The organism is Desulfobotulus sapovorans DSM 2055 (genome assembly GCF_059569355.1).
On sequence record NZ_JCANVJ010000001.1, the window covers coordinates 393,087 to 416,252 of the forward strand.

General features: G+C 54.9%; 17 protein-coding genes. 10 read left to right on the top strand and 7 right to left on the bottom strand.

All coding sequences use genetic code 11. From position 1 onward, the window contains the following. Positions 1 to 38 precede the first annotated feature (38 nt). The gene (locus BR04_RS01615) at positions 39 to 1,004 is read right to left on the bottom strand and encodes a class I SAM-dependent methyltransferase (RefSeq protein ID WP_496354229.1); all 966 of its coding nucleotides are present in this window, start codon (positions 1,002 to 1,004) and stop codon (positions 39 to 41) included. Between the two features lie 339 nt (positions 1,005 to 1,343). On the opposite strand from BR04_RS01615, the gene htpX reads away from it, so the two are divergent. The 10 genes from htpX (at position 1,344) to BR04_RS01665 (ending at position 12,972) form a co-directional block, all read left to right on the top strand. After that, the gene (gene htpX, locus BR04_RS01620; RefSeq protein WP_496354230.1) at positions 1,344 to 2,204 is read left to right on the top strand and encodes a zinc metalloprotease HtpX; all 861 of its coding nucleotides are present in this window, start codon (positions 1,344 to 1,346) and stop codon (positions 2,202 to 2,204) included. Between the two features lie 379 nt (positions 2,205 to 2,583). Beyond that, the gene (locus tag BR04_RS01625; RefSeq protein WP_496354231.1) at positions 2,584 to 3,711 is read left to right on the top strand and encodes an AAA family ATPase; all 1,128 of its coding nucleotides are present in this window, start codon (positions 2,584 to 2,586) and stop codon (positions 3,709 to 3,711) included. After that, a complete protein-coding gene (locus tag BR04_RS01630; RefSeq protein ID WP_496354232.1) occupies positions 3,704 to 3,868 on the top strand; it encodes a hypothetical protein in 165 nt (54 codons plus the stop codon). Before BR04_RS01625 ends, BR04_RS01630 begins: the two co-directional genes overlap by 8 nt. Before the next feature lie 249 nt (positions 3,869 to 4,117). Continuing rightward, positions 4,118 to 5,032: an alpha/beta hydrolase family protein gene (locus BR04_RS01635; protein WP_496354233.1), complete on the top strand. Its 915-nt coding sequence runs from the start codon at positions 4,118 to 4,120 to the stop codon at positions 5,030 to 5,032. A gap of 69 nt (positions 5,033 to 5,101) precedes the next feature. Continuing rightward, entirely contained in the window at positions 5,102 to 7,483 is a 2,382-nt protein-coding gene (locus BR04_RS01640) for a molybdopterin-containing oxidoreductase family protein (protein ID WP_496354234.1), read from the top strand. A gap of 2 nt (positions 7,484 to 7,485) precedes the next feature. Beyond that, positions 7,486 to 9,132 (top strand): FmdE family protein, encoded by a 1,647-nt coding sequence (locus BR04_RS01645; RefSeq protein WP_496354235.1) that lies wholly within the window; start codon positions 7,486 to 7,488, stop codon positions 9,130 to 9,132. A 13-nt stretch (positions 9,133 to 9,145) separates the two neighbouring features. Then, positions 9,146 to 9,763: a molybdenum cofactor guanylyltransferase gene (mobA, locus tag BR04_RS01650; RefSeq protein WP_496354236.1), complete on the top strand. Its 618-nt coding sequence runs from the start codon at positions 9,146 to 9,148 to the stop codon at positions 9,761 to 9,763. A 763-nt stretch (positions 9,764 to 10,526) separates the two neighbouring features. Beyond that, the gene (locus BR04_RS01655) at positions 10,527 to 11,339 is read left to right on the top strand and encodes a hypothetical protein (protein ID WP_496354237.1); all 813 of its coding nucleotides are present in this window, start codon (positions 10,527 to 10,529) and stop codon (positions 11,337 to 11,339) included. A 59-nt stretch (positions 11,340 to 11,398) separates the two neighbouring features. Then, positions 11,399 to 12,016, top strand: coding sequence for a hypothetical protein (locus tag BR04_RS01660; protein ID WP_496354238.1), 618 nt, complete (start codon positions 11,399 to 11,401; stop codon positions 12,014 to 12,016). Between the two features lie 104 nt (positions 12,017 to 12,120). Further along, the gene (locus BR04_RS01665) at positions 12,121 to 12,972 is read left to right on the top strand and encodes a GNAT family N-acetyltransferase (protein WP_496354239.1); all 852 of its coding nucleotides are present in this window, start codon (positions 12,121 to 12,123) and stop codon (positions 12,970 to 12,972) included. A gap of 420 nt (positions 12,973 to 13,392) precedes the next feature. Here BR04_RS01665 and BR04_RS01670 read toward each other — a convergent pair whose 3' ends face one another. The 6 genes from BR04_RS01670 to BR04_RS01695 are packed head-to-tail and all read right to left on the bottom strand — an operon-like array spanning position 13,393 to position 23,019. Continuing rightward, a complete protein-coding gene (locus BR04_RS01670) occupies positions 13,393 to 15,975 on the bottom strand; it encodes a type VI secretion system Vgr family protein (protein ID WP_496354240.1) in 2,583 nt (860 codons plus the stop codon). A gap of 18 nt (positions 15,976 to 15,993) precedes the next feature. Beyond that, positions 15,994 to 16,719, bottom strand: a complete 726-nt coding sequence (locus BR04_RS01675; protein ID WP_496354241.1) for an AMIN domain-containing protein — start codon at positions 16,717 to 16,719, stop codon at positions 15,994 to 15,996. After that, positions 16,716 to 20,222 carry a type VI secretion protein IcmF/TssM N-terminal domain-containing protein gene (locus tag BR04_RS01680; protein ID WP_496354242.1) on the bottom strand — a complete coding sequence of 1,169 codons (3,507 nt, stop codon included), beginning with the start codon at positions 20,220 to 20,222 and terminating at the stop codon, positions 16,716 to 16,718. The genes BR04_RS01675 and BR04_RS01680 overlap by 4 nt, the downstream gene beginning before the upstream one ends. Positions 20,223 to 20,243: 21 nt before the next feature. Next, complete coding sequence (locus tag BR04_RS01685) at positions 20,244 to 20,963, bottom strand: DotU family type IV/VI secretion system protein (protein WP_496354243.1); 720 nt, start codon at positions 20,961 to 20,963, stop codon at positions 20,244 to 20,246. A 2-nt stretch (positions 20,964 to 20,965) separates the two neighbouring features. Next, complete coding sequence (gene tssK / locus BR04_RS01690) at positions 20,966 to 22,378, bottom strand: type VI secretion system baseplate subunit TssK (protein WP_496354244.1); 1,413 nt, start codon at positions 22,376 to 22,378, stop codon at positions 20,966 to 20,968. Further along, positions 22,375 to 23,019, bottom strand: a complete 645-nt coding sequence (locus BR04_RS01695; RefSeq protein ID WP_496354245.1) for a type VI secretion lipoprotein TssJ — start codon at positions 23,017 to 23,019, stop codon at positions 22,375 to 22,377. The genes tssK and BR04_RS01695 overlap by 4 nt, the downstream gene beginning before the upstream one ends. Between the last annotated feature and the right edge of the window lie 147 nt (positions 23,020 to 23,166).

Sequence of the window (23,166 nt, forward strand, 5' to 3'; positions counted from 1 at the left end):
GCTTCAGAAAACAGGGCAGCCAGAAGGCTGCGCAGTGATCAGATGAGGATACGCCAGCAGCGGTGTATCCTTTTTCGTTTGCTCTGGTAATCTTCGGGGAGGGTGCGGGAAGTGATTTCTTCAATGGTCTCTACCCTCAGGCTGTCCAGCAGGGGTTCAAAGCCCTGATGGTTGGTGGAGAAAAAGAGAACCCCGCCTTTTTTCATGACATCACAGACCCTGTGGAGCAGGGCGGGATGTTCCGTGTTGATGTCAAAGGTGTGCGGGGTTTCCCGTATGGAGGAATAGGAGGGGGGATCCAGTACGGCAAGGTCAAAACGGCGGCCTTCCCGTTTCAGGCGATCCAGGTATTCGGGCACATCGGCCTGCACCAGGGCATGGTCTTTTTCGTTCAGTCCGTTGAGCCTGAAATTTTCCCTGGCCCAGTCCAGGTTGCCCTGGGAACGGTCTACGGAGATGCTGGCTTTGGCCCCCCCTGCGGCGGCATAGCAGGTGAAGCTTGCCGTGTAACAGTAGAGGTTGAGAAAATCCTTCCCTAAAGCCAGATCCCGCACCATGAGCCGGGTGTTTCTGTGGTCGGAAAAGAGCCCCGTATCCACAAAATCTCTGGGATTGATCCAGAATTTCAGATCCCTTTCTCCCATAATGATTTTTTCATGGCTGTGATCCAGGCGACCATAACGCTTGCCATCCCGAAGTCCGGCCTGTCTTTTTTTGAGATGCACCCTTTCCGGGGGAACATCCAGCAGGGCTGCCACAGCCTCGGCCATGGCGGGCAGCCAGGAGGGCAGGGACTGTTCCCGCATGTATTCGCCAATGACAAGATGCCCTGCATACCAGTCCACAACGGCCCGGATTTCGGGGATATCCCAGTCATAGAGTCTGAAGATCTCAATTCCCTGACGGGAAAAACGCTTGTGGAGATGGCGGAAACGCTTTTGTACCCGATTGGCCAGCATGGTGGCCTGGGCCTGGATTTTGGGGTCTGATACCGAATTGTGCATGAACAGCTCCGGAGTTTCTGGGTGAAGAGGTATGAAGGAAAGATGTGGAAGGGGACAGAATCAGGGGGCTGAATGCTCCTTCGACCTTGACGGGATCTGAAAATCCCTTATTTTCTCCATAAAATTTGTTTTTTTGGAGGTATGCCGGACTTTTTAAGTATATTCCGGCATATGCACTCCAGAACCAGAGAGACTCCTGATGAAGGAGACCCGTTTTCAGAAAGGGCAGGATTCTCTCTCTGTCCGAAGCGCCAGCCTACGTGTTTTGCAGCATAAATGCGAGGGCCTTTCAAAAAATGATGTTTTTACCAACCCGAAACAACAGGATGGAGGATTTCCATGAACAGCTTGAAAACCGGCATACTGCTGACCACCCTGACCCTGATTTTTGTGGGGATGGGCAGTGCATTGGGAGGCAGTTCCGGTGCCATGATCGCCTTTCTCATTGCAGGAGGCATGAATTTTTTTGCCTACTGGAACTCGGATAAAATTGTCCTGCGCATGTACAATGCCCAGGAGGTGGGGCCGGATCACTCCCTCTACCGGATGGTGGAAAAACTGGCCCAGCGGGGCGGGCTTCCCATGCCCAGGGTGTATATCATTCCTTCGGACAGTCCCAATGCCTTTGCCACGGGCAGAAACCCGGAAAACGCCGCCGTGGCAGCCACTCAGGGCATTCTTTCCCTGCTTTCCAGGGAAGAGATGGAAGGGGTCATGGCCCATGAGCTGGCCCATGTGGCCAACCGGGACACCCTTATCGGCACCGTTGCCGCCACCATCGCAGGAGCCATTGGCATGATTGCCAGTATGCTCCAGTGGGGCGCTCTTCTGGGCATGGGCCGCAGCAGCGATGAGGAAGAGGGTGGCGGCAGCATGGTGGGGGGCCTGATCATCGCTTTTTTTGCCCCCGTGGCGGCAAGCCTCATCCAGATGGCCGTATCCCGATCCAGGGAATACATGGCCGATGCCATGGGCGCAAGTCTCTGCGGCAATCCCATGGCTCTGGCCAATGCCCTGAACAAGCTCCAGCAGGGCAGTCTGCGTGTCCCCATGGAAGAAGCGGAAGCGAGACCGGCAACGGCCCATATGTTTATCGTGAATCCTCTTTCCGGGGCTTCCATGGCCCAGCTTTTTTCCACCCATCCGCCCATGGAAGAACGGATCCGGAGGCTCAGTGCCATGGCAAGGGACATGGCCTGACAGGATAAGAATCCGTCCCAGGTTTTTTCCGGATTCAGGTTCCGGACTCAGGCTTTCCGGTGTGCAGGGGTAAGGTTTCATAGATTGATCTCATCCCCGCTTTAAAACCCATGATGACATTACCGCTGTTTCCCTGTATGACAGCGGCCTCTCACCGGTGACGCACTGAAAACGGGAAGGAAAAGGTCTGCTGTTATGGCAGGCCTTTTTTCGTGCGGTTTTTCCCGTGACGGTCTTTTCCCTTGAATCTTGTCAGGGGCAGGGGGATAGGCTAAGAGTTCCTGAGTACAGAAACAAAAAAAGGGGACTGGCGCAGGGAGATCCCTGTCAGCATTAAGGATGAATTTATGAAATATATGTGGGATGTGGAGGGAATGGTGTGAAAAGAACTCTCAGAACAATCCATATCAGCGGTTTTAAATCCATCCGGAATCTGGAGGCCTTGGAACTCAGAAATCTCAATGTCTTTATTGGTGCCAACGGTGCCGGTAAAAGCAACTTTGTTCAGGTTTTCCGTATGCTCATGGTGATGACCCGGAAGAATTTCCAGAAGTTTATTCTGGAAAATGGCGGTGCGGACAATTTCCTGCACAACGGCCCCAAAGAGACACCTTCGATCAGGATGCATTTTGAATTCGATTCTTCAAGTATCTATGCCGAAGGCTCCAATTTTTATCGTTTTGAACTGACCCCAACGGTGGATGAGACCTTTCTTGTCAGCGAAGAAAAAAAATATGTAACAACGGACTGGCGCTCCTATGGCAGCCCCTCACTGGAAAGCCGCCTTTTTGATGAACGTGTTGAAAGATCATCTAGTGGGAAAAAGAACGGAGTGGGTTATTATGTCTATGCATCCATTGCCCGCTGGATGGTGTACCATTTCCACGATACCAGTGCTTTAGCCCCCATGCGCCGCTCGGAAATTGTTGAAGACAATGAAGTTTTGAGAAGCCATGGCGGCAACATTGCCCCTTTTCTGCTGCGACTGAAAAATGAGAGGGCCTCCTGTTACGGGGAGATTGTCAGCGCCATCCGGCAGGTTATTCCTTTTTTTGATGATTTCCGTCTGGATGTACTTCGCTACGGAGAAGCGGAAAAGGTAAAACTGAGCTGGCAGCAGAAGGGCTCTGATTTTCCCATGCAGCCCTATCACCTCTCCGATGGCTCCATCCGTTTTATCTGCCTTGCTGTAGCCCTTCTGCAACCCGACCCGCCCTCCATTATTGTGATTGATGAGCCGGAACTGGGCCTGCATCCCGAAGCCATACGCATCCTTGGGGAACTGATTCTGGATGCCGCAGGACGCACCCAGATTCTTGTGGCCACCCAGTCCCCCCTTCTTCTGGATCAGTTTGCCATTGAGGATATTGTTGTTGTGAACCGCAAACATGGGCAATCCACCTTTGAGCGGCTGGAATATGATGACTTTAGGGAGTGGCTGGAGGACTATTCCGTAGGGCAGCTCTGGACAAAAAACGTGATTCAGGGAGGTACAGCCCATGGTTAGCTTTGCCGAGGTGGTGGTGCTCGTGGAGGGGCCAACGGAACAGCGCTTCGTCGCCGAAGCCATCGGTATACCGGGGATGCGTTCCGCCTGCCCGCTGTTCAATGGCTGGCTTACACAACTGGAAGCTCTGGCCGGGAGGGAAAATGGGGAAGCGTAAATCAGAAGGGTAGAATAAACATGGGTTCAGAAACAAGCTCCTGCTGAACCAGTGTTTTTTCACACTGTTCGGAATCGACCCTCTCATCCCCCATCGGGTGAAGGGTTACTGACAGCTACCAGGGGGGACTTTTATACACGGAAAGGATTTTTTCTTGACATTAGTACGTGTGCGGAATAGTTTGGGTCATTATTTTGTATACATAATAAAATTCTTTCATCCCCCCCCACATCCGCCAAGGGAGCCGCCATGAACCCAGGCCGTATTGCAGAAAATGTGGAACCCCTCACCCTCACTACCGCCGATGCTTACCCCATCGGGGCCACGCGCTTTCATGCAAGGGGCCCGGTACGGGGGCATCTTGTGGTGGCAGGTGCCCCAGGCGTTCCCCAGGCGTTTTACCGGCGTTTTGCGGACTATGCCAGCGGTCAGGGCCTGACCACCCTCACTCTGGACTACCGGGGAATCGGCAAATCAAAACCCGCAACCCTGAAGGGATTTGAGGCCAGTTTTCTGGACTGGGCATGTCGGGATCTGGCCAGTGGCGTGGATGCCATGGCCAGCGAAGGGCTTCCGCTTTTTTTCGTGGGGCATTCCTTTGGCGGTCATGCCCTGGGCCTTCTTCCCAACCACCGGAAGGTGACGGCCTGCTACACCCTTGCCGCAGGTGCGGGATGGCACGGCTGGATGCCGCCCCTGGAAAGTCTGCGCGTCCGTCTGCTGTGGAACCTCGTATTGCCCATTTTAACCCGGTGGAAGGGCTACTGTCCCGGATCTCTGGTGGGGATGGGGGAAGATCTTCCCCGTGGGGTGTATCAGCAGTGGCGGTACTGGTGCCGTTTTCCCCACTATTTTTTTGATGACCCGGACATGCCCCACATGAAATCTCTTTGTGGGGAAGTGCGTATGCCCATTGCTGCGGGATGCGCATTGGATGATCTCTGGGCCTTGCCGCCTTCGAGAGATGCGTTTATTGCGGGATATGGCAGTGCATCCGTTACAAGGGTGGATCTGGATCCTGAGCAGGAAGGGTTTGGCCCCATCGGCCATATGGGGTATTTTCGGTCTCAGGCCCAGCCCCTGTGGGAGAAGATGCTTGCATGGCTGATGGAAGAGGCATACCGGGCCGGTTTTTCCGGGGTGACGGAAAAGCCGTCTTTTTGATCCGGGAAGAGGTCAGCGGGATTTTTTTGATTTCTGAACAGGCACTGGCACCCCTTCCCATGCAGGCGTATGGAAACGCTCAAAAAGGCGGTGCAGGGAGGATCGTGGGGCAGCCACAAACAGGGCAATCCGGCAGGGAGACCCTCAGTGGGGGCCTTGCGGGGAGTGACGGACAACAAATGGAAGGGGATTTTCATGGGAGACTGGCATAAGACGGGATGCGTGCTCTGCGCCCAGAACTGCGGGCTGGAAATTCTGGTGGAAGAAGGCCGTATGGTGAAAGTAAGGCCGGATAAGGACAACCCCAGAAGCGAAGGCTATGCCTGTCGCAAGGGGCTGAATGTGCTCTATCATCAGTATCCTGCGGATCGTCTCACCCATCCCCTGAAACGGGTGGGCGATGCCTTTGTCCCCATTTCCTGGGATCAGGCCATGGAGGAAATTGCGGAAAAACTGAAAACCGGCCTTGCTGCCCACGGCCCCCGCTCCTTTGCCTATCTGGGAGCTTCCGCCCAGGGGGGACACATGGAAGCGGGGTTTGGGGTAAGCCTCATGCGGGCCTTCGGTTCCCAGAACCTCTACACTTCCGCAGGTCAGGAGTTCAGCGGAACCTGGTGGGTGCAGGGCCGCATGTTCGGGAAACAGTATATCCTCACCGGCCCGGATGAGCATGAAACCGAGATGCTGGTGGCCTGGGGCTGGAACGGGATGCAGAGCCATCAGATGCCCAAGACCCCTAAGGTGCTGAAGGAAATCAGCAAAGATCCCCAGCGCCTTCTCGTGGCAGTCGATCCCAGAAAAAGCGAAACCGCTGAAATTGCGGATATCCACCTTGCCCTCCGGCCCGGAACGGATGCCCTCCTCATCAAGGCCATGATCGCCATTCTGGTGCAGGAAGGCTGGGAGAAAAGAGAATACCTCGAAGCCCATTGCGAGGGCTGGGAGCGTATCCGCCCCTGGTTTGAAAATTTTGACAGCAGGGCCGCCCTTGAAGTCTGCGGTCTTGTCTATGAAACCGTTCATGAACTCTGCCGCCTCATGGCCACCCGCCGCTGGGGCTTTCATCCGGATCTTGGCATCTACATGGGCAGGCACAGTACCCTCAACTCCTATCTCCTCAATGTGCTGGGCGCTGTCTGCGGTATTTTCGGACAAAGGGGCGGCAACATCATCCCCGGTATGGTCATGCCCTTAGGCTTTCATGCGGATGAGCGCAGTGAAAAGGTCTGGAAATCCGCCGTGACCGGAATGCCTCCTGCCGCAGCCGGGTCTTTTCCCTGTAGCATCCTGTCCGAAGAAATCCTCACCGATCACAAAGACCGCATCCGCTCCATCATCGTGAGCACCTGCAATCCTCTGCGTTCCTGGCCGGATACCAAGGCTCTGGAAAAGGCCTTCTCCAGCCTCGATCTTCTCGTGGTCTGTGACATGGTCATGAGCGAAACCGCCCGTCTGGCCCACTATGTGCTGCCCTGTCGCAGTTTCTATGAAGCTTATGACGGAACTTTCTTCCCGTGGACCTATCCGGAAGTGTATTTCCAGCTGCGAAGGCCCCTTGTGACCCCCCATGGGGAAAGCCTTGAAGCCTCGCAGATTTTCACCCTGCTTGCGGACAGGCTGGGCCTGATCCCGGAAATTCCGGAAAAGGTGATGGAAGCCGCATCCAAAGACCGCATGACCTTTGGCGCGGAACTCATGGGCTGGATTGCAGACCATCCGGAGCACCTTTCCAAAATGCTCTTCATTCTGGGAAAAACCCTGGGCAGGGCCTGGGACAGTGCGGCCCTTGCGGCCCTCTGGGGCATGATGATGACGGCCCCGAAGTCTTTCAGAAAAAATGCGGCCCGCGCCGGATTTGAAACGGGCTTTGACATGGGCGACCGGATCTTTCAGGCCCTGCTGGATCATCCCCAGGGACTCTGGGTCGGGAAGGTGGATACGGAAAACAATCTGAAAGAAGTCAAAACCCCTTCCGGAAAAATTGATCTCTTCATTGGGGAGCTGGCGGAAAAGGCGGCAAGCCTGAATGCAGAAGAAGAAATAAAGGCCCTGACCCTGCCGGAGGATTTTCCGCTGGTTCTCAATGCCGGACGGCACCGCTCCACCAACATGAACACCCAGATGCGTAACCCGGAATGGATTCAGGGAAAGCGGGGCTGCACCATCGCCGTGCATCCCGAAGAGGCCGCAAAACTGGGGCTTCAGGACAAAGATACCGTCCGCGTGGTCACGGAAGGGGGCAGTGCCGTTGGCGAGCTGGAGGTGAAAGAGGACGTGCGGCCGGGCATGGTGCTGATTCCCCATGGTTTTGGTCTTATCTATAACGGGGTGAAATGGGGCTTTAATGTGAACGATCTTACGCTGCACACCCACCGGGATCCCATCGGAACGCCCCTTCACCGTTTTGTACCGTGCAGGCTTGAGGTCTGTGGGGAAGGGAAGGGGCTGTGACCATGGAGATCCGGGGAGTATCCGTTGACGCTTATCTTGAAAAAGTCAGGGCCTTTCACGGTCATCTGGCTCCGGGCATGGTCTGTGGCGGTTTCATGGTGGAGCTGGCCTTTCAGAGCCTTCCCGAAGGGGGGCTGTACGATGCCATTGCAGAAACCAGGGCCTGTCTGCCCGATGCCATTCAGGTGCTTACCCCCTGCACCATCGGAAACGGCTGGCTGCGCATTGAGGATACGGGCCGTTTTGCCATTCTCCTCTATGACAAGCACACGGGGCAGGGGGTGCGGGTGGCTCTGGATCCGGAGCGTCTTAAAAAGTGGCCGGAAGTCCATGTCTGGGCCATGAAGCTGAAGCCCAAAAAGGAGCAGGATAAAAAACGGCTTTTCAGTGAAATCATCGAAGCGGGTTTCGGGCTGTACAAGGTGGAGCGGATTGTTGTGGACCGGAAGCGCTTTCCCAAAAAAGGCCGGATTTTCACCTGCCCGGACTGTGGCGAAAGTTTCAGGGGATCGGAGCCGGGGGCTTGTGAGGCCTGCATGGGCAGGGTGGCGTTTTCTCCTTTGCGGGAGGAGCGTTCCGGAATGCAGGTTCTTCCCGTGGAAGAGGCCGGGGGACGGAAAGCCCTGCACGACATGACCCGCATTGAGCCGGGCATTTCCAAGGGGGCGGCCATTGTGAAGGGCCAGAGTCTTGGGGATGCGGATATCCTGCTCTTAAAATCCATGGGCCGGGAAAGGGTCTATGTAGAAGAGATCGGGGTGGAAGAAATCGGGATTGAAGAGAACGGGGGAGAAGGGAAGGGGCCTGAGAACAGAGGCGAGGCCCTTCTCCATGAAAACGAGGCAGCCCTTGCCTTTGCGGAAAAAATGGCAGGCTCCGGCATCGGCTACCTTCCCTTTCCGAGAGAAGGAAAGATTGATTTCACGGCAAAGCAGGGGGGGATTTTCCGTGTGAACCGGGAACGCCTCCTCCGCTTCAACCGCTGTGAGGGGGTGATGTGCGCCACCCGCAGGAATTACAGTCCCGTAAGCTCTGGCATGGTGCTGGGCGGCACACGGGCCATCCCCCTTTTCCTTGAAAAAAGGGCCTTTGACAGGGCCATGGAGGTTTTGGCCGAAGGCCCGCTGTTTTCCCTTGCTCCCTATGTTTTTTCACGGCTGGGAGTTCTTGTGACGGGAACGGAGGTGTTTGAAGGCCGGGTCAGGGACGGGTTCCTGCCCATTCTGGAAGGTCTTGCGGCGGAGTATGATCTTAAAGTCACGGAAAGCCGGATATGCCCGGACGATGCGAAAAAGATCGCAAAAGCCGCTTCGGAGATGGTGGCGGGAGGGGCTGAGGTGCTGGTGGTGACCGGAGGCCTTTCCGTGGATCCCGATGACGTGACCCGAAAGGCCCTTCAGGAGGCGGGCCTTGTGGATGAGGTCTATGGGGCGCCTGTGCTTCCCGGAGCCATGACCCTCACCGGACGCATTGCCTCCACCCGCATCCTTGGGGTTCCCGCGGGGGCTTTGTATTCTGCACCTACAGCCATGGACTTTCTTCTGCCCTGGCTCCTTGCCGATCTTCCCATCACGCGGGCCGACATGGCAAGCCTCGGGGAAGGCGGTTTTCTCGATGCCGGACGCAGGAAATTTAAGGGAAATCCATGACCGGTAAAAAACCATGAGAAACGACTGCACGGGCGTTATCCTTGCAGGCGGGCGCAGCACCCGCTACGGAGGGCGGAACAAGGCCCTGGTACCCTTTGGAGAGGGCCGCCTCATGGATGCCGTGCTCAGACCCATGACAGAGGTTTTTGGCGAAAAACTCCTCATCGTGAGCCGGGAAACCGGCCTCTATGGGGAGTTTGGTTTTCCCGTGGTACAGGATGTCCTTCCCTTTCCCGGAGCCGCCACGGGCATTCATGCAGGCCTTTTTCATGCGAAAACGGATACCGTTTTTGTGGTGGCCTGCGACATGCCCTTCATACGGCCGGAGCTGATCCGCCTTGTGCTTTCCCACATGCATCCTCCCCTCCTAGCCCTTTTTCCCTGCCATGGAAATACCCATCTGGAACCCCTGTGCGCCGCCTACCACAGGGACGGCCTTCCTGTCCTTGAAAGCCACATCCTTGAAGGTAAAAGCAAGGTGCAGTGGATTTTTACAGGGGAGCAGAAGGGCCTTGTTCCGGAAATGCTGCTGAGGGCAGCGGATGAAGGTCTGAAATCATTTATCAACATCAACTCTCCTGAGGATGCGAAGCAGGCGGGAGGGGGCGTTTCTTGTGGGAAAATGCGGTGATCGGAAATAAAATCTTGCCATGGGAAGAGAGGCAGGATAAGGGAAAAACATCGTTTCAGGGCTGAAGAGAGGTGGGATGGGGAAAGAAAATCCGCCCCTGAAAACTTGCAGCATAAGAGTGATGGGGAGGGTATTCCGACCTTTTTTCCATGTTTTGGGGCTGGATAGCGGAATACATGGAAAGTCAGGTTTTTTGGGATAAACGGACAAGGGCTGAACAGGATTTTCCATGTTTTGCCCCTGAATATGAGAATAAACGGAAAATTTTCCAGATATAGGGACGGATAACATGGAAAAATTTCCATTTATTGAACTGTTGGTTTTTGAGTCCACCGACATTTTGTTCTTTCCGGAATTTCTCATTTCATAAACTGAAATAAAAATTCAGGATCTCGTTTTAAGGGTAATTTTAATAACCCCTGTTTTTTTACTTTGAGCAATCTCTTAAAAAGGGTTATTCATTTTAACAGAAAAATAAACAGGTTCCATGGTTTCGGTTTTAACGTCGTAGTAACGAAAATTTAAAGTGAATAAAAACAGAACTATTTTAATGATAAAGCAATTTGAACATTGCCATAAAATTCAGCTTTAAAGTTATTCCAAACCAACAAGTTCATAAACTCAGACCCAAAAAGCCGTACACTGTTTTCTTTTTTATTGAGTCTGTCGTTTAATAAAAATTTTAATAATTTCAACCGGTGTGGTCGGCTTTTTGTGCTGGTTATTCCGGCGTTAAAAAACATTCTATAAACATGGGGTATAGATGGGCAAAGAATTACAAAAACTGAAACGCAGAAAAGCAGCGTTAAAACAAATTGAAGATATAGAAAAGAAATGTGATAGCGCTCTTGTCATTCATTATTCCTGCGAATCTTTTTATGACATTAAAGATGGACATACCCCACGTGTTACTTCAATTGCTATAAGAAATTATTCAACTGGACAAACTTCTTCTTTTTCCATTAGTAAGTGTGCAGAACAACAAGGAGCGACTGTAGATGAAATTGATGGTCGCTATGATGAATTTGAGAAGCAGATGTTGGATGAATATTTCGATTTCATTAAATCAAGACATGGTTATAATTTCATCCATTGGAATATGCGCGATATTAATTACGGTTTTCAAGCTATAGAGCACCGATATAGTGTCCTTGGTGGAACTCCCTTCGTTATTGATGACACACGAAAATTTGATTTAGCGAGGGCTATAATTGCAATATATGGTGTTGGGTATATTGGCCATAAGCCAAATGGCCGTCTACATAATTTAGTTGAATTAAATAAAATGACAACAAGAGATGCTTTGACTGGTGCTGAAGAAGCTGAAGCATTTAATAATAAAGAATTTGTTAAATTGCACCAGTCAACACTTAGAAAAGCCGACATCTTGTCCAATATATTGGAGCGTACCATTGATGGCTCGCTTAAGACAAAAGCTACATGGTGGGAAATCAATGGAGTGCATCCTGCAATATTAATTGAGGTTGCTACCAAACACTGGCTTTGGACGCTACTTACTGTAATAGCAACTATTACTGGAATTTTTGCAACAATTATGGGGTTTTTTAACAAATAAATGCAGGGGACGCAAAAAGCCGCGCCCCTGATTTCAGCGTTATGCATCAAGGAGTAGTCATGAAGTTTGAGGTAGGCGGCGTTGTCGATTCCGATCACTGCACTGCTTTGACTCATGAAATGTTCAGGTGTCATGACGAGTTTCAGCGGTTCACACATTACGCCACCATCATGATTATGAAAGGGCGTACCCGAGAGGTTTCTTATCGAGCCTATAATGCGTATTCAAGCTTCGTGCATCACCTGTACGAGTTTGTTTTGGGGTGTAATGCTCGTGATTCCGGCAACACGAAGATAACGAACAAGAGAGGTGAGGAACGAACCCTTATAATTGACAGTTACATAATGCATCACGCGCAGCGTGTGATGGACCAATATCGTGATGCCATTAAAGATGGCCGCGCGCCTGACTGGGTAAACGACATAGGTTTTTATGATGTAAAGGTGCCTGAGGAGTTTGCAAAGGACTTTCGAGAATACCGGAACAAGGTCTGTGGGCATGTCGCCTATGAAAGATCATCTAAGCTCAGCCTCACTCAGTTCTACGACAAGTACCATAAATATATTTACTATCTCTATCGGGACTCCTTGGGATGGTGGGGACCAAAAGACGGTGAATTTCCTGACCTGAAAGAGATCACCGATTTCTGTGTCTGGATAGAAAATCAGAATGCATAACCAAGCAATTAAATTCGCTCCCTACGGTCGCCGGACGCTCGTTCCTCGCGCCGTTTATTGCGGGCGTTAGCCTCTAAACAGAGATTCATTTTCAGGAAGTTACAATGCAAAACCATAACTACATCATCAGAACAATGAGCCAAAAAGAAGTGGACATTGCCATTGAGTGGGCAGCAAAAGAGGGATGGAACCCGGGCTTCTATGATGCCGAATGCTATTTCACAGCAGATCCGAACGGTTTTTTCATCGGTCTGATTGGCGATGAACCCATTGCCACAGTTTCTGCGATCAAATATGGTGATTCCTTTGGCTTTCTGGGATTTTACATTGTTAAATCAGAACATCGTGGCAAAGGATATGGAATTCAGATCTGGAACGCCGCTCTTCAATATCTTGAAGGTCGGAACATTGGTCTTGACGGTGTCGTTGCGCAGCAAGAAAACTATAAAAAATCCGGCTTTAAACCGGCCTATCGTAACATCCGCTACGAAGGAAAGTTCGTTAGCTCTTTCCCCTCCGACTCAGAAATCATAGAGCTTTCCAGATTGCCTTTTGAAACCATTGTTTCATATGATCAATCCCTTTTTCCTGAAAACCGATCTCGCTTTATTAATTCCTGGATCAATCAACCTGACGGTTATTCTCTGGGAATCATGCGCAATGGAAAACTTTCAGGTTATGGCACCATCCGGGCATGTCGCATCGGGTACAAAATCGGTCCTCTATTTGCGGACACCCCGGAATTAGCCGAATCCCTTTTTCTTGCCATAAAATCCAAAGTGAAATCTGCGGAAACGGTTTTCCTCGATGTACCAGAGGTGAATCAGTCGGCCGTAGCATTGGCTGAGCGCTATAACATGAAAGTGTCGTTTGCAACCGCCAGAATGTACACAGGGGAACTTCCTGATATGTCGGTTAATCGTATTTTTGGAGTAACATCTTTTGAAATAGGATGACCGATGAATGGAGGCTGACAAATAAGGATAGATCGTGTGAGGAACGAACCACGATCTCATCCCATGTTGAACCAGCCCGTAACGGCACACCCCAAAACCTGAGAGGGTTTTTATTATCTGATTACCACCCTGACTCAGCCATGCAGTCGCAGATTTTGCCCATGCAGCACTAAACTCATCGTTCCCACCCTCCAGCGTCTTGAATCCCGGAACACTGTCATGCCCCCAAAGCCTGTAGGAAGTCCAGAAACCGGAAACTCCCCATGTTTGGGTCTGGATTGTCCCGACGCTTCGTCGGTACCCATTTCCCTGAAAAGGAATTCCCGAGGATACTGGCCTTGGGCGCAGGAGCGCCCGGTATGGCGTTCCCACGCTGGAGCATGGGAACGATAGCTGAAGAAAGATGGAGGGGCATCCCTTTCAGTTTTGCATAATGATCGCCGCATCATCAATGATGACGGCCGCATTTTTTAAATGGGAACCCGCGCTCTGGATGCGGGTTCCGGCATTGTGTACACTGGTGCCCGCATTCTGGATGGAAGATCCCGCGCTTTCCAGTTTGGATCCTGCGGCGTGCAGCTGGGTACCGATGGCCTTCACACAGGTGCCCAGGGCCTGGGTTTGCTCGGCCACGGCATCAATGCGATCCCCTATGGCCTTGGTTTCTTCACCGATGGCCGTGGTCACCGCCGCCTTCACGGTCTGATGGCTGGCCACAGCCTGGGCCATTTCTCCTGTGACCTCGTTCAGCGTTGCCGTCACCTTTCCTTTCTCTCCCTCGACCACATTGTAGGTGCCGATGGCGGCCTGTTTGGCTGCGAGAACCTTCAGTTCATTTGTCAGTACCCGTTCCTCACTTCCCTTTAGTGTCCAGTGCAGCGGGGCGTAACCGCCGACACCGCCCAGCATCAGCTCTGTCTTCACCCCTACATTGAAGCCTATGGATGCCCCCAGAACGCCATCCCCACTTTCGCCAAGAACGAGTTTGTTCCACGCGCTTCCCCGAAGTTCAAAGGGGCCGAGGGAGAAGAGACGGATGCCTTCATCGCTGAAAAAGTGTTCATCGTTTTCATCGCCTGAGGATTCCGGTTCTGGCGGATCAGGCGGATCAGGTGGATCAGGTGGATCAGGTGGATCAGGCGGATCAGGCGGTTCTGGTGGATCAGGTGGATCAGGCGGATCAGGTGGATCAGGTGGATCAGGCGGATCAGGCGGATCAGGCGGATCAGGTGGATCAGGCGGATCTGGCGGATCAGGCGGATCTGGCGGATCTGGTGGATCAGGCGGATCTGGTGGATCTGGTGGATCTGGCGGATCAGGTGGATCAGGTGGATCAGGTGGATCAGGTGGATCAGGTGGATCAGGTGGATCTGGTGGATCAGGTGGATCAGGCGGATCAGGCGGATCTGGCGGATCTGGTGGGTCGGGTGGATCAGTCGGCGGATCATTGGGAGCACCGATGCGGATAAAGGAATTGGCCGCAGGGGAGTGCATGAGAATCCGCTGTTTTCCCGCCTGATCTTCCATGTGCATGACGTTGCCGCTGCCGGATACCAGACGAACCTGGGTCTGGTTGCTGTCCTTCACGGGGCTGGGGGTTTCGGCGTTGGGGATGGCACCGGAGATCACGGGCCGGTCCGGATCGCCCTCAAGGAAGGAAAGCAGCACCTCCGTCCCCTTGTGCAGGGGGGCGTGAAAGCCCATGCCTTCTCCGGCATAGGGCTGCATCATGCGCACCCAGGCTGAGGCCTTGCCCCCTTTGCGGCCGGAAAGGTCAAAGGGCAGAATGACCTTGTAGCGGCCATGGGCATCCAGTTCCGCGTAGGTTCCGGAGCCTGCGGCGTCGATTCTGGCGGAAAGGCTGCCCGTGATCCGGGGTCTGGGGGTGACACGTTCCGGCCGGAACTGGGTGGTGGCGGGAATGCAGGTGAAGGTGTTGCGGTAGAAGAGTTCGTCCCGTCCCTCAATCCCCTGTATGCCGAGGCCGCTGATGAGGTAGCGTTCCTGACTGCCCTCGTGGCGCACGGTGGTGGTGAGGTAGGGCTGGTTGAAGTCCGGGTGGTAGTGGCGCTCCAGGGTGAAGAGATACCCCGGCCTGAGGGCGGGAATGGCGGAAAGACCATGGAAGATTTTTTCCCGGCAGCGGTATTCCTCGGCCCGTATGCGGGCCAGACGTTCGCCCTCGCTTCTTTCCTGAAAATTCTCTCCGTAGAGATAGATTCTGCCCCGTCCGCCTTCCCGCACCGCTGTTTCCACACGGAGATCGAGGCTCGGTTTCATGTCGTTGTAGTCCTTCATGAGGAGAGAGGCGGGCAGGGGGCTCTGCTTTAAGGAAAAACGCTTGATGACCTTCCCGGCTTCCGTTCCGTCGAGGCCGGAGGGCGGGGAATAGGCAAAGGTCTCGTGTCCTTCAAGGGGGGTGTGGGCGATGCGGGTGTCCGAGGCCAGCATTTTTTCCCCTTCTTTTCCCTGTTCAAACCAGTAATAGGCGCCTTCCCGTTCCAGCCATCTGGACACAAAGGTGAAGTGGGATTCCCCATACTGACAGAGGCAGGCAAGGGGCTGGCTTTTTTCTTTGAGGAGAAAGGAAAAATCCAGCCCTGGAGAAAGACCGCCGTCCTGAAGCACCGTTGAAAGAAACTCTTCGGGTTTTTTGTTGAGAAACACCTGGTTGTGCCGGGTGAGGGTCAGCCACCAGAGCCTCGGCCTCAGCTCCGCCCTGTAGAAAACATGGGGGCCTGCCTCGTGTAATTGTTCAAAGGAAGCGAGAATCCCGTGAAAGGGCAGATCCGGGCCCTGGGAAAAAAGGCCCTTGATGGTGAAGGTGGCGGGGTTTTGCAGAACTGCCGTGAGATCCACATCCTTTTTTTCGGAAATCAGGAGAATGTCAAAACAGTACAGTGTGGACAGCCCTTCCTCGCCGGAAAAATGCACCACCGTGAAGGTGTCTGCGGGCAAGGCCCGGCTTTCAAAGGAAAAGGCATTTTCTTTCAGTGTCGGCATAGGGGTTCCTTCCCGTTTTTAAGGGGCTTCCGGAGTGGAAGGGACAGAACCGGAAGAAACGGCCGGATCTTCCACAACAAGTTCCATGCGTCTTTCGCTCAGGAGAATCCGGGGTTCCTTTTTCGGCAGGGACTGGGTTTCGGTTCGCAGATGCAGGACAATACGCAGGAAGTTTTCATGGATTCCCAGCACCATCCGCTGGATATCCGGATCTTCCAGCCCTGTGCTGAGAAGGGTTTCACTGCGCCAGTTTCCCGGAAGATCCAGCACCCATCGGGCCGGATTTTCCATGAAAAAAATCCCTGGTGCCGGAAAGGGCTGGTCTGCGGTGAACAGGAGATGCAGCCCCGTCGCATCCCTGCGGAACTCATGGCGGAGAAGTGTGGAAACCCCGCCATGATCCGGGAGAAGGGGGATTTTTTTTCTGGATACGGTCGGCTGTTTTACGGGTGGGGCAGGGGCAGGGGCAGGGGCTGGGTCGGGATCGGCCAGATTTTCCCCGGCCTTTTCCAGATTTTCTGCAATGCGGTAGCGGATGGTCTTTTCTTCCTGAATCAGGAGGGTTTCCGTGTGGTGGAGGGTCTCCCGGATATCCCCCGTCCATTTCTGGGCCGACATCTGTTTCAGGGCCTGGGGCAGAAGGGGCAGATCCTGACCTGCGGTAAGGAAAAAAAGGGTGAGGGCCGCAGCAAAAAAGACTGTCACCATGTACCAGAGGGTTTTCGGAGAGGTCAGGGGGGTCATGGCTGCCCTCCATTCGAACCGGAAGAGGCCGGATTCTCCGGGGTCTCATACCGCAGGCTTGGGGAACCCAGACCTGCCCAGCATTGGGCGGCCTGATCCGGGATTTTCAGGGGAGGATAGTCTTCCAGAAGGATGAGGGGGGCGGCATTCTGGAGGGTATAGCGGACCTGTACGGACTGAATGCCCAGATCCTTCAGCAGGGCGCTTTGGCCGGGAAAATCCGCAGGGGCATAGGTTCGGGTTCCGGAGCGGAAATCCCGGAGAAAATCCCGGAATCCCCAGGGGCCTTTCCAGGTGTGGGTGAGGGTCGTTTCTCTGAAAAAGATGCTTAAGGTCACGTCTTCACAGGTATCCGGTTTCCAGTTGAAATCCATGGATTCCGGGAAATTGAAGTTGTTGAGGCTTTGTGCGCCTTCGGCGCATTGCAGGGTAAGCCGGGTCTGATAGGGTTCCGTCCGGGCACCTTTGTTCACACGGGTGGGCAGGGTGGCAATGGAAACGGTGTACTGGGGCTGAAGCTGCTGACGTCTGATGGCTCCCTGATCCAGAAAGTGGAGAAACTCCGGATGGAAGGGAAAGGGAACATGGAGCCAGGAGCCTGCGCCCCATCCCTCCCCATCCCGTTGCAAAAAGGGTCTGGCGGCTTCTTCCAGAAAGTTCTGCACGGTACCTTTTTCTCCAAAAAGGGCCTGCCAGAGTTCCCGCTGGGGGGTGTACCGGGTTTCCGCCACCACGGCGGACTGCCAGAGACTGTTGAGGGCGCAGGCACTTTCCTGGGTATTCAGCCTCACCATAAACAGCAGAGGCCCTTCCATGAGATCCCAGAGCAGGCTGTCCCGAAGTGTTCCTGGGGTCAGGTGGTTGCGTATTTTCTGAAGAGACGCCAGGGCCTGTTCCAGGGGAGAGGTCTCCGTGTTCTGACCGGTGTGGCCGTAATGCCGGGAAGCGAAACGGAAGGCCGCATCCATACTGGCCGTATCCGTGATGAAGGTGCCCATCTGCTGCATGTAGAGGGAAAACGCCTCCACAGCCATGGCCTGCTGCATCCGGCTGGCCTGGGCCTCCAGGGTCTGGAGCCTGAGGGCAATTTTTTCGCCCAGGCTGGCCTGCTCCTGTCTGGCCCGGTAGGCCTTCATCATGTCGGTCAGTTCCCCTGCCAGCCGGGTCTCTTCTTCTCCGGAAAGGAGGGTGCGGACAGCGCTGAATTCCAGGTTCATGCGCTCAATGAGCCGGAAATAGGGATTGTCCAGGGTGGCCATGGCGGCTTCTGCATTGAGCCAGTCGTTGCGGGTGAGGAACTTGGCTGTGCCAAGGTCAAAATGTCTTGCGAAATCAGACCACTGTACATGGAGTTCCCGTGCATACCAGTTCCAGAACAGGACGCTGCGCTGCTCAAAATCCTTCTCATCCGGGGCAATGAGGGCAATTTTACGGAGAAGCTCCCGGATTTCCTTCTGTCCTTTTTCGGTGAAGGCAGCGGAAACCGGAACGGCCTGCTTCACCCGGCCCGGCCCGATCCAGAAATCTTCCAGTGTCACGGCGGAGACGCCAGGCCGGGTATGGGCCCAGGCGGCCAGCCAGTGCAGATTCCGGCCCCGGATGTCAAGAAATTCACGGGCCTGCACCTGCAAGGCGCTGCGCTCATTCCGGATCAGATCCGGGCTGTCCTCCCAGGCCACATAGGCGCGGTACATATCGGGGAAAAAAGCGGCTGTTTCTGGCATTTTTCCATCAAAGGCCAGGGCCAGAATCCGGATGGGATCTTCCCCGTCAGGCACTGAAGGGTCTGGCGGTATCTCCTTTTCCCTCTCATGGAGGAGGGTGACGCGCCAGACAAGATGTTCCAGATAGGGATTGATGGCTTTGTCCTGTTCTTCTCCTTTCAGGGAGGCGAATTTTTCCTGTATCCGTATGCTTGTCGGGGTCAGGATGAAATCCCGGAACCAGATGGTGTACTGCTGCTTGAGTCCTTCCAGGGCCTGCTGTCCCTGGGGAAATCCCAGATACGACAGGACAGGGTGGTGCAGCCGGGTTTCCATTTCGGCAATTCTGTCCTGTAACAGCCCCAGAGTGAGCATGTCCTGGGCCAGCTCTTTTCCCAGTGCCGGTTTTTGTTCAAAGGCGGCGTGTACGGGGGCCATGGCCTGACGGATATGGCGGTAGGAGAGGCTGGCAAGGCCCGTGACCGTCAGTAGGAGGAGCAGCCAGGCCGCCAGGGCCAGGTGGGTGGTGGCCTTCTGCCAGGAAAGATATTCGGCCAGGGGAAGAAAGCCGCTGCGATCCCTGGGCAGAATGGCCTCAAAGAAATCGTGGAGAAAAATTCCCTTTGCGGTTTCGGGCAAGGCCCAGCTCTGCCCCTTCATGCTTTCCATCGTGTTGAAAATTCTGGAACGGGCCAGGCCGGACTGTCTGGCACTGGAAAGGAACAGACCCCTGAGAAAGGGGGTTTCCTGATAGGGATTTTTCTGGAAGGCCGCTTCGCTGAAGGCTTTTATGGCAGGGCCGAGGGCTTTGAATTCATCGGGAAAGACAAAGGCCGAACCGCCAGCAATACCGATATCTGTGGGCAGGTGCAGGCGCAGGGCCTTCAGCTTTTCGCCCAGCCGGGCCATCGCCTCTTCGAGGAAAGCTTCCGGATCACGGGTTGCTTCCGGATTGAGCTGGCCCATGGCCTGATTTCTGAGGGCTTCCGGCAGCCACTGTGCAAATGTGTCCATGCCCAGCACCTGATCCAGCTTGGTGATGAGGATGTACACGGGAAATTTCGCCCCCAGTACCCGCATGAGCTGATCCATGCGCATACGGACGGAACGTCCATAGGCCGTGAGACTGTCCGTATCCCCGGAAAGCAGCCTGTCTGCGGGCAGGGTGAGGATGAGACCGTTCAGAGGTTCCTTGCGCCGGTACCGGCCCAGAAGCCCGAGGAAGGTTTCCCACTCCTTTCTGTCTTTGTCATCTGCGGGAATGGCGTAGCGGCCCGCCGTATCCAGCACCACGGCGTTCTGGAAAAACCACCAGTCACAGTTGCGGGTGCTGGCCATGCCCGGAGTGGGGCCGACATCCGTGAGGATGCTGTGTACCCGTGCGTGGGCAATGGCGGTTGATTTTCCGGAACCGCTTTCTCCAAAGACCATGAACCAGGGCAGGGTGTAAAGGGGATCACCCCTGTGCCGCAGTCTCGACTGTCGCAGGGTGGCCACGGCGGCGGCCCAGCGTTCCTGAAGGGCGGTGAGGTTTCTCTGCTCTTCCGCAGGCGCCATGCGGATGGCCTCGTTGTCCTGATCCACCACCCTGCGGATGAAGCGGGCTTCCCGTCTGCGGTAGTAGTACCGCCGCAGAAAGAGGATAAAAAACACGAGGGACAGTACCGCAGCCAGTGCCAGGGCCACTGTCCAGCGGGGCCAGCCCATGTGTCCCGCCAGCAGCCAGAGTCCGGCGGCAAGGGCGAGAAAAAGGAGCAGAAAGAGAAGAATTTTCAGGGCCGTAATGAAGATTCGGGTCATGGCATGAATCCCGGTGACACCTCAGAGGGTTGACGAAAGTGCCTGAAGCCAGTTGCCGACAAAGGCGGAAAGCAGGGAGCCGAAGGCCGTGAGCAGGGCTGCCGTGAGCAGGGCCGGTGCTCCGAACAGAAAGGCCATACGGATGGCGTTTCCGGATCGGGAAGGCCGGGGGGGGAAACAGGAAGGATCGTAGAGACCGGAGAAGGCCTTTTTTCCCGCCTCCGGATCCGTACCGTAAACCTTTTCCGTAAGGGTACGGATCAGGCTCTCAATCCGGGCCTTTCCCGCCAGATCATGGCAGCAGCCCCGGAAGCCCAGATGCAGACAGGCAAGATAGACTTCCAGAACATCCCGTTTCTGTTCGCCATGCTGTGGGCCTCCGGGAAGGCCTCCTTCTTCCGTATCGGCCCCCTCTTCCGTCAGAAGGGTTTCGAGACGGGTATAAAATTCCTCCCCCCCATTGCCCGTATCAAAATGCTGCTGCTGAAGTTTCCGGCCCATCCATTCCCGTCTTCCGGGCCAGGAGGAGGTCAGAATGCTTTCATCGGCAAAGGCACATACGGCAAAAAGGGCCTGAACCGCCTGATCCGGATTCTTCTTCAGCGCCTTTGTCATGGCCTGATCCAGCAGCTTTTCCATGTCCGCCCTGGCTGTGGCAAAGGGCAGGCTTTCCGGCGTCTGGGGAGAGGCGAGAAGGGCAGCAAAGGCCATGGGCGGGGTGAATGCGTCGGTCAGTGTCATGGCTACCTCATCAGTACGGCAAGCTGGGCGTCGAGATCCTCCGGCGCTTCAGGCCAGTGCAGGGAGAGGCTGCCGCTTTTTTCCACATCCGGCCAGAGGGTTCCTTCCCTGTGGATACGGAAATACACGGCACCCTGACGTCTCGGCATTCCCGGAGGCGGACTCTTGGACAGGCTGAGGGCCAGACCCGGCAGGGCGCGTACCAGAAGGGACTCCATGCGTTCTGTGGCGGCAAGCTTCAGCATCCGGGAGGCAGAAAGCGCAAGCGCTTCTGCCTGAAGGGTTCCGGAGTGCAGCACCATCCAGTATTCGCTGCCCGAAGACTGGGTTTCATCGAGAATCTGCCGGGGAATCCGGGCTGTTCTGTAGTCTGCCTGAAGATCAAAGTTTGTGACAAAGCGGGGGCCTGCGGAAATGCCGTCCAGCAGTTTGAGAAGAATCTCCCGGATCGCCAGAAAACAGGGGCCCGGATTGTCATGGCTGTAGGGCGCAAGCCCCCTTTCCCCTTCAGTCCTGTCGTCTTCAGAGTGTTCTCCGGGCAGGATGGTATGGAGGGAAAAAACCGAGAGCTCCGCAGCCAGTTCCGCCAGAAGGCCATAGGCATTCCAGGGAGAAAGGAAAGGGGCGCTTCCCATGTGATCCATCCGGATGGTGAAGCGGGAGAGGGTACGCAGGGCCATGAGCATGAAGGTGACTTCCGAGGATTCCACGGTACCCAGGGACAGGTTTCTGTAGCCCTCAAGCTGGCGGGCCTTGCCCAGCACCCAGTCCCGGATTTCCTTAAAAATGCGGGAAAGCAGGGGAGAGGCGCAGAGGCTCAGGCAGGGGGGGGTAAACTCCGTATCCAGGACAATGCGATCTTCCTGACGTAAAAGACGGGCCAGGGGAAGCTGTTCCATCATCCCCACCTGATCCAGCTCATCCTCAAAAACAAAGTGCAGGACATGGGTCAGGCGCTGTACTTCGGCCACAGGCCCGCCTGCGTACATATCGGCAACCCTGTCAGGGACAGAGGAGGTGACAAGGCGGGTGGGGACAGATCCCATGTCCGCCTTGTGCGGCACCACGGTGACGTTGGCTTCCTCGGGTCTCAGCACCCGGACTCCGGCAAAAACCCGGAGGCTTCCCCCTGCGGGGATGGAAGCGGCATTCACTGACCTGCCAGCGCATACGGCATTGCCGGGAACGGTGAGGATCTGGGAGCTGCCGGGAAAGAGCAGGGAAAGTTCGCTGATTTCAAGACGGCCTGCGGCCAGGGATGCGGGATTCAGCCCCCCGGAAACCAGCCCCCAGAAAAAGGGGGCCAGACGGGGCAGCAGGGGAGAAAGCTGACCCTCCATCTGGGTCTGGAGGATCTGGAAATGCTGGGGCTGGAGGAAAAGCCCCTGATGCCAGTAAATGGGCCCTTCACTCATTTTTCAACTCCCATCAGCTGGAGGGAACGGTCATCCAGCAGAAGATCCAGGGACAGTGTCCCCGGATTGTAGACCCTGGAAGACCAGGGCCACCATCCGTGCCTGCGGTGGCTGGTCAGGGGAAAGGTGTAGAGCCGGGTGACAAGACCGGGTTCCGGCTGGTTGTAGCCTGCCACCAGCCCCACATGGCGGGCCCCTTCGGCTCTGTCCAGAAGCAGGGTGCGTTTCTCTCCGGGCTGGATGAAGTGGCGTTCCACCTGCACCACCGCAGGGTCAAAGCGTTCACACTGGAGCAGCTTGTGAATGCCGCCGGGTGTGGCCGCGAGTTCCTGAAAAGCTGCGGGTGCGGAAAGCTGGTAGGTACAGAGCATGAGGTTGTAGGCAAAACCTTCCGAATAATTAAGAAAACTTAAGGCTTCGATGTTGAGGGCAAGACCCTTTGGCATATAGTTCCAGTGAACCGCCTCCGGACTGGGGGCATTCTGGGGGCTTTCCCAGGGTTTGGGCTGGGTCGCCTGCTGGCAGGAGGCAAGAAAAATCAGCACAAGGGCAGCCAGGCAGAACTTTCCGGAAACAGAATATCCGGAAAATTTTTCGAGGATCGTATGTACCTGCCTGTACGGGCTGGGCCAGAAAAACATAGAAAACCTCTCGGGAAATGGACGTCAGCTTCACAAAATCTGATTACCACCCTGACTCAGCCATGCAGTCGCAGATTTTGCCCATGCAGCACTGAACTCATCGTTCCCACGCTCCAGCGTGGGGATGCATCTTAAGACGCTCCAGCG